The sequence below is a fragment of the Methylophilus sp. UBA6697 genome (assembly GCF_002454655.1).
Taxonomy (GTDB): Bacteria; Pseudomonadota; Gammaproteobacteria; order Burkholderiales; family Methylophilaceae; genus Methylophilus.
In genome coordinates this window covers 37,116-50,632 of record NZ_DKJH01000042.1, presented here as the reverse complement: position 1 = coordinate 50,632, position 13,517 = coordinate 37,116, and the positions used below count along the sequence as shown (strand labels likewise).

The following is a 13,517-nucleotide window of genomic DNA, read 5'->3' as shown; positions in this document are numbered from 1 at the left end:
TGAAATAACATAGTTGTCAATTCGATTGATACAGCTATAAATTGTTGTCTGTTTGCTTAATGTGATCGGCCCGTCGTACGGTATAAACATAGTTGGATAAGATTGGCTGCCTTCGGCCAATCTCATGTTTCTTTCACGTTGTTCGGATATTCATGAAGCGCGGATTTACTCTTACATTATGCAAATGTCTGCTGGCATGGTTGTGCCTGGCGCTTGCTACTGTTGCCGTTGCATCCGAGCATATCAAGCTACAACTCAAGTGGCGTCACCAGTTTCAGTTTGCAGGGTATTACGCTGCCCAGCAACAAGGCTATTACCGTGATGAAGGCCTGGATGTCGAGATTATTGAGGGCAGCAAGGATAAGCCGCCTTTAAAGCAAGTCTTGTCTGGCCAGGCAGATTACTCGATTGGTGATTCCGAAATCCTGGTTTCCCGTATTTCTGGTAAACCTCTGGTCGCGCTGGCCGCCGTTTTTCAGCATTCCCCTTATGTGCTGCTCAGCTTGAATGAAAGCGGCATATACCAACCTGAAGACTTGATCGGCAAACGTATCATGATGTCAGGCGATCAAGGTGGTTTGCAGTTTAAAGCCATGCTGCTCAAACAAAATATTGATATCAGGCAGATGACTATCTTGCCGCATAGCTGGCATTTGCAAGACCTCATTGAGGGCAAGGTTGATGTGATTTCAGCCTATGCCATGGATGAGCCAGTGCAATTGCAACAGATGGGGTACTCGCCCGCCATCATTAGCAATCAGGGCTATGGGGTGGATTTTTACGGTGATATTTTATTCACGACCGAGCGTGAACTGGCTATGCATCCCGAGCGCGTAGAAGCTTTTTTGCGAGCCACAAAAAAAGGCTGGGCATACGCATTCAATCACAAAGAGGCGATGGTCGCGCAAATTGCCAGATTGCCCGGGGTGTCAAAACGAGGCATCACCAAGCAAACGCTGATGCAGGAAGCCAGTTTAATGGTGCCGTATGTGTTATCAGAAGTGGTCCCCTGGGGGCATATGAATGAAGATCGTTGGGATGCGATTGCCAGCACGTTTGCCGAGCTGGGGCTGATTCCTGCGCAATACAATCTGAAAGGCTTTGTTTATCAGGGGGATGTGTTGGTGAAGCGTCCCTATATGCTCTGGCTCACGCGCGGTGTAGCCATTCTGTTACTGGTATTAGGCGTCACTTTTTTGTGGAACTTGCAGATCAGGCGACAGGTGGTTCTGCGTACCCAGGCACTGCAAAATGAAATTGATCGCCGTACCCAGGCCGAGTATCTGCTCAAAGTGGCTGGTAGTGTGGCGAAAATCGGTGGCTGGGTGATAGACCTTAAAACCAACCTGATTCATTGGTCAGACGAGGTGGCCATTTTGCATGAAATGCCGCCAGGTTACTCGCCGACCGTTGAGGAGGGCTTGAGCATGTTTGTGCCTGAATACCAGGCACTGATGTGTAGCGCGATTCGACAGTGTGTCGATGAAGGCGTCCCTTATGACCTGGAGATGGAAAAGATCACTGCCAATGGTCGTCGCTTTTGGGTACGTGCCATGGGGCGGCCGGTGCGCGACGGCGAAGGTAAGATTGTCAAACTGCAAGGCTCACTGCAAGACATCACCGCGCACAAACAACTCGCAGCCATCAAACAGGGGCAGGACAGAATTCAGGCCATGATGCTGGCTGATGTGGCGTTGCCAGATATTTTGCATGCGGCTGTATTGTTAATTGAACAGCAGTTTGCGGATGTCAGTTGTGCGATGCTGTTGCTGGATAAAGAAGGCCAGCATTTGCGCCACACGGCTTCTGCCAGGCTGCCGGCCGCGTATGCAAAAGCCATTGATGGGATCGAATTAGGGGCTTGCGGCATTGCTGCGCTCACAGAAGGTCGCGTAATTGCCGAAGACATCAGCACACACCCGTTATGGCAGCAATGCTGCGAACTGGCGATTACCCATGGGTTGCGCGCCTGTTGGACCATGCCTATTTTGTCGCGCAGCCGTCGTGTGCTGGGCGTGTTGGCCATGTATCGCCAGCAGCGACATAGCCCACCAGTGGCTGAGCTGGACTTTATCGACAGCTACGCCCAAATTCTCGGGCTGGCGATTGAACGTGAGCAGTCAGACGAGCAGCTACATTTATTGCGAAATGGTGTCTCCAGGCTCAATGACATTGTGATGATTACCGAATCGCCGCTGCATGCGCCCATGCAGCAAAAAATCGTTTTTTTAAATGAGGCATTTATCCGCATTACCGGCCGCTCAGTGGATTTGCTAGGCGGCATTTCCCCCTTTGAGTTGTTTCAGGAGGCGACGCCAGGGCGTGAACTTGAGCGGATCAAAGATGCCTTTCAGCACATGCGCCCGGTCAAAACCGAGGTGGTGACCGTGAATCAGGACGGTGTCGGTATTTCACTTGAAATGGATGCGCTGCCATTGCTGGATAAAGGCGGCCTGGTCACGCATTGGGTGGCGGTGCTCAGGGATGTTACCGAGCGAAAACAGGCCGATGCGCAAATCCGCCAGCTGGCTTATTACGACACCATGACCGGCTTGCCCAACCGTATGCTGTTACAGGAAAAACTGGCTTCGCATGTGCGCAAAGCCATGCGCAAGGAAACGGGCGGCGCTTTGTTGTTTATCGATATCGACAACTTTAAAACGCTCAATGATACGCACGGCCATGATGTGGGTGATGCCTTGCTGGTCGAAGTGGCCAAGCGCATCAGGCAATCGGTGCGACGCCTGGATACCGTGAGCCGCTTGGGCGGAGATGAATTTGTAGTTGTGCTGGATAGTTTGCATCATGATGCCGTGCAGGCAGAGAAGCAGGCCAGACGTGTGTGTGAAAAGATTGTGGCAGCCTTTAAAAAACCGTTTAACCTCAGGCATTACCAGCATTACACCACGCCCAGCATCGGTGTAGTGCTGTTTGACCCGGAACACATGAGCCAAACGGACGAACTGCTGCGCCGGGCAGACATGGCCATGTATAAAGCCAAAGAAGCCGGACGTAATGGCTATCAGTTTTTTGATACCCAAATGGAAACCGAACTGCGTCAACGCGCCGCGCTGGAGGCCGATTTGCACACAGCGATAGAGAAGCAGGAATTCATTCTGCATTTTCAGCCGCAATACAATCAGAAACACGATATCGTCGGCGCTGAAGCGCTGGTGCGCTGGGAACACCCTGACCACGGTGTCATTATGCCCGGGCAATTTATCAGTCTGGCAGAAAATACCGGCCAGATTGTAGAGCTAGGCCGCTGGGTGTTGCAGGAAGCCTGTGGCATGTTGCAGCGTTGGGCAGGCCATCCACAATTACGTCACCTGGTGCTTTCGGTCAATGTCAGCCCCAAGCAATATTTGCAGCCTGACTTTGTGACAGAGGTGCAGCATATGCTCGCTGAAACAGGCATAGACCCCGGCAATCTCAAACTGGAGCTGACAGAAAGCATGCTGGTGGATAATGTCGAGGACATCATTGCCAAAATGGCTGCCCTCAAGCAACTCGGTGTCTGCTTCTCGCTGGATGATTTTGGCACGGGGTATTCTTCGCTGTCTTACCTGAAGCGCTTGCCGTTTGACCAACTGAAAATTGACCAGTCCTTTGTGCGCGATATGCTCAATGGCCATGACCATGAAAGCATCGTCAATGCCATCATTTCTCTGGCGCAAAGCTTGCAGTTGGAAATCCTGGCCGAAGGCGTCGAAACTGAAGCACAACTCAATGTGCTTAAGGACCTGGATTGTGAAATTTTCCAGGGCTATTATTTCACCAGGCCTTTGGCCTTGGATGCGTTTGAAGCCTGGGTTGCCCAGCCGCCACTGTCTGCCAAGCATCAAGCTGTTTTACAGGCGAGTTAAACTTGGCGCGATCTCAGCTCGGCTGGTATAAAACAAACACCCCCTGAAACGTTGACGTGATTCTGGATTCGCACACAATGTGCGCATTGATGATCAGTTTTGCTCGCCCGCGCTGGCGATAACTCTCTAGAAATAACGGCCAGTCCTCCACCGATTGCAAGGTGGCAACACACTCGAAATCGCTATGTACTGGCAGCAAGAACTTGATTTCCTGCTGCTTGATCACCAGGCTGCCTGTTAGTCCAGCTTGCTGTATTTTATGTTGCAGCAATGACCAGGCGGTCGTAATCGAAATGGCGGCAATGCTGCCACCAAATACAATGTCCAGATGGTTTTTATTGAGTGCATACGAGCCACTTACTTGCAGTTCGCCATCCCCGATGTGTGTGATATGGATACCCAGATTCCGGGTTTGCGGGATCAGCTCAAACAATTTCTGTTCAAATGTCGCTTCAAGTATGGTCATTGAGCTTTCCTTATACATGCCTACATAGATCTGCCGATAGTAAATCTATTTCAAGGTAAGTGATATGTCTGGACGTGATGCTGAGAGGTTATACGAGGTCGCTCAATGACATAGGCAGTAAAAACAACAGGCATAACGCGACCTCAATCAAAACTGCAGTCAGAATCCCCTTGTTTGCCCTGCCTTTTGCAAACTCATAAATCCCCAATAAAGCCAGTATCATGCATGTAGCTATTAGCCCATAGACAAGGGCATCGCTGGTGGCGGATGGCGCTGCATTCCTCGCCAGAAAAAACATCAAGGCGATACCCGCATAGAGTGCCGCCGCTCTTCTGCTGACCAGTCCCGCAGTATTTGAAAAGCCGACTCCCCACGCGGCTAAAAGCCTGGTGGGGGCAAGCATCCATATGATGGCGAGTAGCAAAAATAAAGCAGCCGTGAATAGTGCAAGAGAGTGAAAAGATAAATGCATGATCAAGGCCTGTCTTTAGTCAGCTATTTTGTCGAGTATGTCCAACTTCATTTCTTGACGAATCCCTTTATCAACCAATGCTGTAGGTGCAAATCTCCGTAAAAAGCTTAATCGGCAAGCTAATTTCCCTGACGTGTATCGTATTTTAGGATGCTTGGCATTAGCTGCTTTCAATACCACTTTGGCAACCACTTTGGGATCATCCCCGTCTTCTACTGCCGATTTTAAGATCTTTGCCAGTGCTTTCCGGGCAACGTCATACGCTTCAATCTTGGTGTCGACTTCTGGGGCATTCGCTTCAAAATTGGTTTTAGTGTAAGCAGGTTCAATCACTGATACGCGGATTCCCCTGGTGCGCAGTTCATGGTCTAGCGATTCTGAGTAGCCTTCAATCGCGTGTTTGCTCGCCGCATAAGTCGCCATGTATGGTGCTGGGATTAAACCAAGAATAGAGCCTATATTGATGATGCGTCCTTGCCCTTGTTGCCGCATATAAGGGACAACGGCTCGTATTACACGCACAACGCCAAAAAAATTAGTTTCAAAAATACTTTTCGCCTGCTCTACCGAGCTCTCTTCAGCACCACCCGCTGCGACACCAAACCCGGCGTTATTCACCACCAGATCAATACGGCCTTCAGTCTGCATCACTTCCTTCAAGGCCGCGTGTATAGAGGCCTCACTATTCACGTCTAAGGCAATCATTTTGTAAGCGCGCTGGTTAGACTGCGCCCCTTTGCGACTGGTCCCGTATACTTTATAACCCGCGTTAGCCAGCATCTCCGCCGTCGCTGCGCCGATTCCCGATGAAGCGCCTGTCACAATCGCAACTTTACTTTTCATGTTATATCTCCTTGATTGATACTAAAAATTGGTCAAAACTGGCTTTAAATCAAGCTGACAACTACTTTTCCCTTGGCTCGACCGGCCTCTAAATAAGCGAGAGCCTCTGTGGTTTTGTCGAACGAAAAGACCTGATCGACCACGGGCTGAATATGCCCCGCATCAAGCAATTTGCCGATTTCAGACAGTTGCTGGCCATCTGGATGCACGAACATAAAGCTGTATTCAATGTCTCGTTTTTTTGCGAGCCTGATGATTTTGTGGCTGATTAAGCTAAAGATCAGTTTCATTAAAATCCCCATGCCCCTTTTGCTGGCAAAAGCCGCATCTGGCGGGCCAATTAACGAGATCACCCGGCTGTCGGGTTTGAGAGTTTGCAGTGACTTTTCAATGCCATCGCCTCTCACTGTCCCTAACACCACATCGTAACCACGTAGTAATTTTTCGAAGGCCTGCGTTTTGTAATCGATGACTTCATCCGCGCCCAGATGTCGCACTAATGCCACATTGTTTGTGCTTGTCGTCGTTGCCACTTTGGCACCCAAGTATTTGGCTAGCTGGATCGCGAATGTGCCGATCCCGCCGGAACCGGCCGGTATGAATACCTGCTGCCCGGGCTGAATATGCGCGCGCTCTTTAAGTGCTTGCCAGGCAGTGAGCCCTACCATGGGGATTGAGGCAGCCTGGATGAAATTTAGCTTTTCTGGTTTGATGGCTGCAGCGCTTTCAGGAACAACAGCATACTCAGCGAGGGATCCAGTGCCTAAATCAAAAATGCTGGCATAGACCGCATCCCCCGTTTTAAAGCGTGTCACACGGCTCCCAACCTCTACCACAACGCCAGCCAGGTCGCTGCCCATCACCGCAGGTAGCTTGAATTTAAGTATCGGCTTGAACGCGCCCTTGGGAATCATATAGTCAATCGGGTTTAAGCCTACCGCATGCACCTGAACCAGTATTTCGTCAGGTCGTATGTTGGGCTTTGCAATGTCAGCAAATGCCAGTTGATTAGATTTGCCGTAGCGTTTCAGGATAAGTGCTCTCATCGTGCTGTCCTTTTATGATGATTCTTTTTTAATGAATATGATGATCGTCATATTTTTAGCCAAAAAAACCTGATGTCACTATTTCAAATATGTTGCGGCGCATAGTGTTGAAGTGCCGCTTGTCGAAAGGCCTCAGCTAGTTCAGCATCATCAACCGCACGCGCCAGCATGAGCGTACCCACCATCGTGGATACCATCAGAAGCGCTTCAGCATGGGCATTGAAGTGACTAGAATTAGGTAATTGACCTTCGATTAAGTTGATCATTTCCTTCATTCGTTGAGTAGAGGCGGCCTTAACTTCAGGCACTTGTCTATGCATTTCAGAACCCAGTGCTGCGAAAGAACATCCCATGTCTATATTTGCAATGTGTTCATTAGATAAATAAGCATTCATTAATGCCCATAAGCGTTGCTCTTGTGGCGTTTTAGTGAACACTTGTTCGATAATGGCGATCGTCTCCGCCCCAGCCAAGCTTGCAGCTTCAGCCAGCATTTCATCTCTAGAGGCAAAATGCGCATAAAACCCGCCATGCGTCAGACCAGCCTCTTTCATAATATCGGCGACACCGGTGCCGCTATAGCCACTTCTACGTATTGCCTTGGCCGCCGTTTCTAAAATGCGCGCATGGCTCATTTCTTTGCGCGTGGCCTTATTTTTTTTCACAGACTGATTGCTCATGGCTCACATTTTATATGATGATCGTCATATTTTAAAGGTGTGATGGTTAAAATGTTATTGAAGGGGGAAGGAGAGTGGCCGTGGATAGGATAAGGTTACCCGGCGGTGCCAATAAGAAAGGCCTCTAAAATAGTTATTAGAGGCCTTAAGCGTAACAGGTTTGCTACGACTGAGCGGTATTAAGCTGCAAAATTCTTTGCTGCAAATTCCCAGTTCACCAGGTGGTTCAGGAATGTTTCGACAAATTTTGGACGCGCATTGCGGTGGTCGATGTAGTAAGCGTGTTCCCATACGTCGATGGTCAGCAATGCGGTGTCGCCAGTAGTCAGCGGGGTGCCAGCAGCACCCATGTTGACGATGTCAACAGAGCCGTCCGCTTTTTTCACCAGCCATGTCCAGCCAGAGCCAAAGTTACCAACGGCTGAAGTCTGGAAGGCTTTTTTGAACTCTTCGTATGAACCCCATTTGGCGTTAATGGCAGTCGCCAATGCACCGCTTGGTTCACCGCCACCGTTTGGAGACAGGCAGTTCCAGAAGAATGTGTGGTTCCAGACTTGGGCAGAGTTGTTGTAGATGCCAGCAGAAGACTTTTTGATGATGTCTTCCAAAGCAGCATTTTCAAACTCAGTGCCTTTGATCAGGTTGTTGAGGTTGGTCACGTATGCCTGGTGATGCTTGCTGTAGTGATAGTCAAAGGTTTCTTCTGACATGTGTGGGGCCAATGCATTTTTTGCAAATGGCAATGCTGGTAAGGCGTGTTCCATGGATGTTCCTTTTTTAGGTGTGTTGAAATGTAAGCCTGCTTTTGTAAGCTAAGACGATGTGACATTGGAGTCACGTGACTGGCAAAGGTTTACCAATTTAGTAGGGTTATTTTGCCATATTTTGCCATCTTGCAAAACCTTGGCTGTGTGATCGTGCATTAGATAAACGCTATTTTTTGCGCGCACGCGGGTGGGCGGCGTCATAAATTTTACTCAAATGTTGAAAGTCGAGGTGGGTGTAAACTTGTGTGGTGCTAATGTTGGCATGTCCCAGCATTTCTTGCACGGCACGCAAATCGCCACTGCTTTGCAAAACGTGACTGGCAAAACTGTGGCGCAACATGTGCGGGTGCACATGGTTATGCAGCCCTTGTTTAGTGACCCAGTGATTGATGCGAATTTGCACGGTGCGGGCGTGAATGCGGCGACCTTGCTGGCTGACGAATACGGCCATTTCTGTCGGTCGTTTGATGAGCCAAAGCGGCCGGATCGCCAGCCACGCTTTGAGCGCTGTGATCGCTTTGCTGCCCAAGGGGACTATACGGGTTTTGTTGCCTTTGCCAGTGACAGTGATCAGGCCTTCTGGCAAGTCCAGCCTGTCTAAGTTGAGGTCAACCAATTCGCTCAGGCGCAGGCCTGAGGAATAAAATAGCTCTAGCATGGCACGGTCGCGCACGGTAATCGCTTCGTCGCCTTCAATGTCGACCAGCTTGATGGTTTGCTCAATGGACAGCGCATGCGGTAAAGTTTTAGGCGCTTTGGGCGCACGCAAACCGATGACGGGGTTGGCCGGAAAGTGTTTGTGTAATACCAAATAGCGATAAAAACCACGCCAACTGGACAAGATGCGGGCGATGCTGCGGCCATGCATGCCTTGGCTATTGAGGCTGGCTATTTGGCGACGAATGTCTTGCGGGGTGAGTGACTGGAGCTTGTCTGCATGCTGTTGTAGCAAGCGCTCGATATCGCGCTGATAGTTGTTGCGCGTATGCTCGCTGAGTCCACGCTCAAAGTGCAGAAAGTCGAGGTAGTCGTCCAGCAACTCATGCATGGACACTACCTCTAGTGAGCGGGTCTACGCTGACAATTGCCGCAAGAAGATACCTCTTGGCGGAAACCTCAGCGGGGGCTTTCATATAATGTATCTGGCCAGTGAAGCGCTGACCAGCTCGCCGATCCGGTTGAGGAACAAGGTGCCCATGCCGGCATAAAAGCGGCTGCGTTGTTCGCTGGGGATTGCCATCAGGCCAAAAGTGACTTCCTGATAGCGCATGGGAATTACTGCCAGTGAGGCTGGTGATTCTGTAAACCAGCCGGCGATATCCATGGTTGGCAAGGTGCCACAATAGGGTTGGCTCAAGTCTTTGGCCCAGTTTTTCAGCGAGTCTTCTGCATCTATAAACAAATCATCTGCGGCATGGCTTTCGTTGACCCATAGTTTGAGCTGTGCATTGGGCAATTGAAAGTGTGAGGCAAGAAACGCGACCAGGTGAGTATGTAATGCGGCAACATCTTTGGCAAACAATAAGCCCAGGGACAGCTCATGCACTTTGTTTGCGGTGGCCTCATTTTCCTCGGCGGTGAGAATCAGCTCGGTAAAACGTGATTCCAGCACGCGAATTTTATCGCGCTGGGCGATTTGCTGACGCTCAGCCAGTGAGATGGTACCTTTGCCATGTGGGCTAGGCAAAAACAGCTCCGCCAGCAAGTGCGCATGACTTTCAAAAAAGTCTGGATGCGCCTTGAGGTAATGCTTGATATCGTTTTCGTTAATACTGTCTTCCATGCTGCTATTCTGGTCTCTCTAAATCTCTATTTCACCGTCAAAGACAATCTCTGCCGGTCCTGTCATCATGACCGGCGCGCCATCGCCCGCCCATTGAATGGTTAAAATGCCGCCACGGGTATGTACTTTTACCGGGCTTTGCAAGGTGCCAAGCTGAATGCCGCTAACAGCCGCCGCACAGGCGCCGGTGCCACAGGCCAGCGTTTCACCGCTGCCACGCTCATAGACGCGCAGATTGATTTCGTGGGCGTTGAGCACCTGCATAAACCCGGCATTCACGCGTTGCGGAAAGCGCGGGTGCGATTCTATTTGCGGGCCCAGGCTGGCGACTTCGGCGGTGTGCACGTTTTCGACCAGCATGACGGCGTGCGGGTTGCCCATGGAGACTGCACTGATGGTCACGGTATCGTGTGCCAGTGGCAGCTCGTAAGTACTCGCTTGTGCATCTGTCTCAAATGGAATCTGCGCCGGGATAAAGCGTGGCGCCCCCATATTGACCGTCACTTGGCCATCGTCTTGCAGCATCAGCGTAATCACGCCACTGGCGGTTTCCACCTTGATCTCGCGTTTATGGGTCAGGCCTTTTTCGACCACGAAGCGTACAAAACAACGGGCGCCATTACCACATTGCTCCACTTCGCCGCCATCGGCGTTAAAAATGCGGTAACGGAAATCTACCCCGGCTGTGTCGGTTGATTCGACCATGAGTAACTGGTCGCAACCGACGCCGAAAAAGCGGTTGGCGATGTGCTGGATTTGGCCATGCGAGAGATGCACGGGGGCTTGTGTAGCATCAATCACAACAAAATCATTGCCTGCGCCCTGCATTTTGGTAAATCGTAATTTCATAGCTCAAGATGATACTCCATCATGCCGTTGAAGACATCCTTAGGGCGAAGATTTATTCCTTGCCAGAAATAAACTCAGGTAAAATCTTCGTTCCCAATTTGGGTGCTGGCTTCAGCCTTTAGTCAGTGCCGTTTATTAACTTCATTACTTTTCAAGGCGTCAAACATGAGTGAATATCTTTTTACTTCGGAATCAGTTTCCGAAGGCCATCCCGACAAATTAGCTGATCAGGTGTCTGACAGTATTCTTGATGCCATTCTGGCCCAAGACCCGACAGCCCGCGTCGCTGCTGAAACCCTGGCGAACACTGGCCTGGTTGTATTGGCGGGGGAAATCACGACAACGGCCAATGTCGACTATATTAAAGTGGCGCGTGATGCGATTAAGCGCATTGGCTACGACAACACGGATTACGGCATCGACTACAAAGGTTGTGCCGTCTTGGTTGCTTACGATAAACAATCGCCAGACATTGCCCAGGGTGTGGATAACGCCAATGATGATCCGTTGGATCAGGGCGCTGGTGACCAGGGCCTGATGTTTGGCTATGCCGTGAATGAAACGCCACAACTGATGCCATTGCCGATCTGGCTCAGCCATCGCGTGATGGAGCGTCAATCACAATTGCGTAAAGATGGCCGTTTGCCATGGTTGCGCCCGGATGCCAAGTCGCAAGTGACCATTCAGTACGTGGATGGCAAACCGTTCAAAATTGATACCGTGCTGGTTTCCACGCAACACGCGCCAGAGATGTCTCTGGAGGCCATTCGTGAAGCGGTGATTGAAGAGATCATCAAGCCAACTTTGCCTGCCGAGTTGATTAAGGGCGAGATTAAATACCTGGTGAACCCGACCGGCCGTTTTGTCATCGGGGGCCCGCAAGGCGATTGCGGCCTGACTGGTCGCAAGATTATTGTGGATACCTACGGTGGCGCAGCGCCACACGGTGGTGGTGCGTTCTCAGGCAAGGATCCTTCCAAGGTCGACCGTTCGGCGGCATATGCGGGTCGTTACGTGGCGAAAAATATTGTTGCGGCCGGTTTGGCTGACAAGTGCCTGGTGCAGGTCAGCTATGCGATTGGCGTGGCTCAGCCAACGTCTATCATGGTTGAAACTTATGGCACAGGCAAAATTTCAGATGAACGACTGACCCAACTGGTACGCGAGCATTTTGATTTGCGTCCGAAAGGCATTGTCAAAATGCTGGATCTGCTGCGCCCGATTTACACCAAAACTGCAGCCTATGGCCACTTTGGCCGTGATGAGCCAGAGTTTAGCTGGGAAGCAACCGATAAAGCAGCCGCATTGCGCGCCGCCGCTGGTTTGTAAATTTAGCTGACTATCATGCATGTTAAAACATGCATGTAAAAGTAATTTTGAAGAGGGTTTTTAGCCCTCTTTTTTTTCATTTTTTTTCCGATAATCAATTATAAGATGTAAACATTGTGTAGGGTTATCAGGGCAATATGTTCAAAACAATAGCGATCAAAGAAGTGCGTTTGGGGATGTATATCCAGGAGCTGAAAGGCCCGTGGATGGACCATCCGTTTTGGCGTAGCAAATTTGTGCTGAATGATCCTGTTGATTTGCAAAAGTTAAGAGCAAGCCATTTGCAGCAGGTGGTGATTGATATCAGCCAGGGATTGGATGTGCTGCCCGAGCCTGATGTTGTTGAGCGTCAGCTCACGGATAAAGAAATGGCGATGCTGGAACTGGACGGGCCCGTTGTGGCCGAGAGAGCCAGTGCTGAAAAGTTAAAGCCGACCACACTGGAAGCTGAGCGTGAGCAGGCCGCCAAGATTATTGCCTCTTCACGCCGAGCGATTGAGTCCATGTTTAAAGATTTGCGCATGGGCAAGGCCATTGAAGCTGAGGCCGTGATGCCGCTGGTGGAAGAAATCTCGGCTTCGGTCACGCGCAATGTGCATGCGCTGATTAGCCTGGTGCGTTTAAAAACAGTCGATGATTACACCTATATGCATTCGGTGGCTGTCTGTGCACTGATGACTGCGCTCGGTAAAGAGCTTAAATTGTCCGAAACCGAAGTGAAGCAAGCCGGGTTGGCTGGCTTGATGCACGATATGGGCAAAGCCGGGATTCCGTTGCAGATTTTGAATAAACCGGGCTCGCTCACCGATAACGAATTTGATGTCATTCGCCAACATCCCCAGTTAGGGCATGACATGCTGGTAAAAGCCAATATATCCGATGCTGTGACGCTGGACGTGTGTTTGCATCACCATGAAAAAATGGATGGCTCTGGCTATCCTGAGCATTTAAGTGGTGATCAGATGACTATTTTTGCCAAGATGGGGGCGATCTGTGATGTTTATGATGCAGTCACTTCGACCCGCGCCTATAAACCGGCCTGGGAGCCTGGCATGGCCCTTAAACGCATGGCGAGCTGGAGTGGTCACTTTGACACCGAAGTGTTTAAAGCCTTTGTCAAGAGTCTGGGTATTTATCCGATCGGTACCGTGGTCATGTTGAAGTCTGGCCGGTTGGCCGTGGTGGTCAAGCAAACGCCCGATAGCTTGCTCAAGCCGGTCGTCAAAGCATTCTTCTCAACGAAGTCGAAAATACATATCCCGGTAATAGAGCTTGATTTGTCAAAAGGCATGGATGAGATTATCGGCAACGACTCTGCCACCACCTGGGGCGTGGGCAACATCGATCATTTATGGACCAACCATTGAGTGCGGGATTAGGCCTATGCTTGATGACGTAAAAAAAGGAGCCGATGGC

12 protein-coding genes are annotated in these 13,517 nt (G+C 50.3%); 3 read left to right on the top strand and 9 right to left on the bottom strand.

Annotated elements, in window-relative coordinates; all coding sequences use genetic code 11:
* Window positions 1–152: 152 nt before the first annotated feature.
* Window positions 153–3,866, top strand: coding sequence for an EAL domain-containing protein (locus B3355_RS11180; protein WP_292783845.1), 3,714 nt, complete (start codon window positions 153–155; stop codon window positions 3,864–3,866).
* 13 nt (window positions 3,867–3,879) lie between these two features.
* Here B3355_RS11180 and B3355_RS11175 read toward each other — a convergent pair whose 3' ends face one another.
* The 9 genes from B3355_RS11175 to dapF all read right to left on the bottom strand — a co-directional run bounded on the left by B3355_RS11175 (window position 3,880) and on the right by dapF (window position 10,772).
* Window positions 3,880–4,332 (bottom strand): YiiD C-terminal domain-containing protein, encoded by a 453-nt coding sequence (locus tag B3355_RS11175; protein WP_292783842.1) that lies wholly within the window; start codon window positions 4,330–4,332, stop codon window positions 3,880–3,882.
* An 88-nt stretch (window positions 4,333–4,420) separates the two neighbouring features.
* Window positions 4,421–4,804 (bottom strand): hypothetical protein, encoded by a 384-nt coding sequence (locus B3355_RS11170; RefSeq protein ID WP_292783839.1) that lies wholly within the window; start codon window positions 4,802–4,804, stop codon window positions 4,421–4,423.
* 15 nt (window positions 4,805–4,819) lie between these two features.
* Window positions 4,820–5,647: an oxidoreductase gene (locus tag B3355_RS11165; RefSeq protein ID WP_292783836.1), complete on the bottom strand. Its 828-nt coding sequence runs from the start codon at window positions 5,645–5,647 to the stop codon at window positions 4,820–4,822.
* A 44-nt stretch (window positions 5,648–5,691) separates the two neighbouring features.
* The gene (locus tag B3355_RS11160; RefSeq protein ID WP_292783833.1) at window positions 5,692–6,693 is read right to left on the bottom strand and encodes an NADP-dependent oxidoreductase; all 1,002 of its coding nucleotides are present in this window, start codon (window positions 6,691–6,693) and stop codon (window positions 5,692–5,694) included.
* 83 nt (window positions 6,694–6,776) lie between these two features.
* Window positions 6,777–7,373 (bottom strand): TetR/AcrR family transcriptional regulator, encoded by a 597-nt coding sequence (locus tag B3355_RS11155; protein WP_292783830.1) that lies wholly within the window; start codon window positions 7,371–7,373, stop codon window positions 6,777–6,779.
* Between the two features lie 179 nt (window positions 7,374–7,552).
* A complete protein-coding gene (locus B3355_RS11150; protein ID WP_019881150.1) occupies window positions 7,553–8,137 on the bottom strand; it encodes a superoxide dismutase in 585 nt (194 codons plus the stop codon).
* 169 nt (window positions 8,138–8,306) lie between these two features.
* Complete coding sequence (xerC, locus tag B3355_RS11145; RefSeq protein ID WP_292783827.1) at window positions 8,307–9,188, bottom strand: tyrosine recombinase XerC; 882 nt, start codon at window positions 9,186–9,188, stop codon at window positions 8,307–8,309.
* A gap of 81 nt (window positions 9,189–9,269) precedes the next feature.
* Entirely contained in the window at window positions 9,270–9,923 is a 654-nt protein-coding gene (locus B3355_RS11140; protein ID WP_019881152.1) for a DUF484 family protein, read from the bottom strand.
* A gap of 18 nt (window positions 9,924–9,941) precedes the next feature.
* Window positions 9,942–10,772, bottom strand: coding sequence for a diaminopimelate epimerase (gene dapF / locus B3355_RS11135; RefSeq protein ID WP_292783822.1), 831 nt, complete (start codon window positions 10,770–10,772; stop codon window positions 9,942–9,944).
* 165 nt (window positions 10,773–10,937) lie between these two features.
* Here dapF and metK point away from each other — a divergent pair, with 165 nt between their 5' ends.
* A complete protein-coding gene (gene metK, locus B3355_RS11130) occupies window positions 10,938–12,101 on the top strand; it encodes a methionine adenosyltransferase (protein WP_019881156.1) in 1,164 nt (387 codons plus the stop codon).
* Between the two features lie 137 nt (window positions 12,102–12,238).
* Window positions 12,239–13,468 (top strand): HD-GYP domain-containing protein, encoded by a 1,230-nt coding sequence (locus B3355_RS11125; protein ID WP_292783817.1) that lies wholly within the window; start codon window positions 12,239–12,241, stop codon window positions 13,466–13,468.
* The last annotated feature ends 49 nt before the right edge of the window (window positions 13,469–13,517 follow it).

Excerpts from the sequence above, each read along its gene's own strand:
- B3355_RS11180 (WP_292783845.1), top strand. The coding sequence starts at position 153 with ATGAAGCGCGGATTTACTCTTACATTATGCAAATGTCTGCTGGCATGG.
- B3355_RS11175 (WP_292783842.1), bottom strand. The coding sequence starts at position 4,332 with ATGACCATACTTGAAGCGACATTTGAACAGAAATTGTTTGAGCTGATC.
- B3355_RS11170 (WP_292783839.1), bottom strand. The coding sequence starts at position 4,804 with ATGCATTTATCTTTTCACTCTCTTGCACTATTCACGGCTGCTTTATTT.
- B3355_RS11165 (WP_292783836.1), bottom strand. The coding sequence starts at position 5,647 with ATGAAAAGTAAAGTTGCGATTGTGACAGGCGCTTCATCGGGAATCGGC.
- B3355_RS11160 (WP_292783833.1), bottom strand. The coding sequence starts at position 6,693 with ATGAGAGCACTTATCCTGAAACGCTACGGCAAATCTAATCAACTGGCA.
- B3355_RS11155 (WP_292783830.1), bottom strand. The coding sequence starts at position 7,373 with ATGAGCAATCAGTCTGTGAAAAAAAATAAGGCCACGCGCAAAGAAATG.
- B3355_RS11150 (WP_019881150.1), bottom strand. The coding sequence starts at position 8,137 with ATGGAACACGCCTTACCAGCATTGCCATTTGCAAAAAATGCATTGGCC.
- xerC (WP_292783827.1), bottom strand. The coding sequence starts at position 9,188 with ATGCATGAGTTGCTGGACGACTACCTCGACTTTCTGCACTTTGAGCGT.
- B3355_RS11140 (WP_019881152.1), bottom strand. The coding sequence starts at position 9,923 with ATGGAAGACAGTATTAACGAAAACGATATCAAGCATTACCTCAAGGCG.
- dapF (WP_292783822.1), bottom strand. The coding sequence starts at position 10,772 with ATGAAATTACGATTTACCAAAATGCAGGGCGCAGGCAATGATTTTGTT.
- metK (WP_019881156.1), top strand. The coding sequence starts at position 10,938 with ATGAGTGAATATCTTTTTACTTCGGAATCAGTTTCCGAAGGCCATCCC.
- B3355_RS11125 (WP_292783817.1), top strand. The coding sequence starts at position 12,239 with ATGTTCAAAACAATAGCGATCAAAGAAGTGCGTTTGGGGATGTATATC.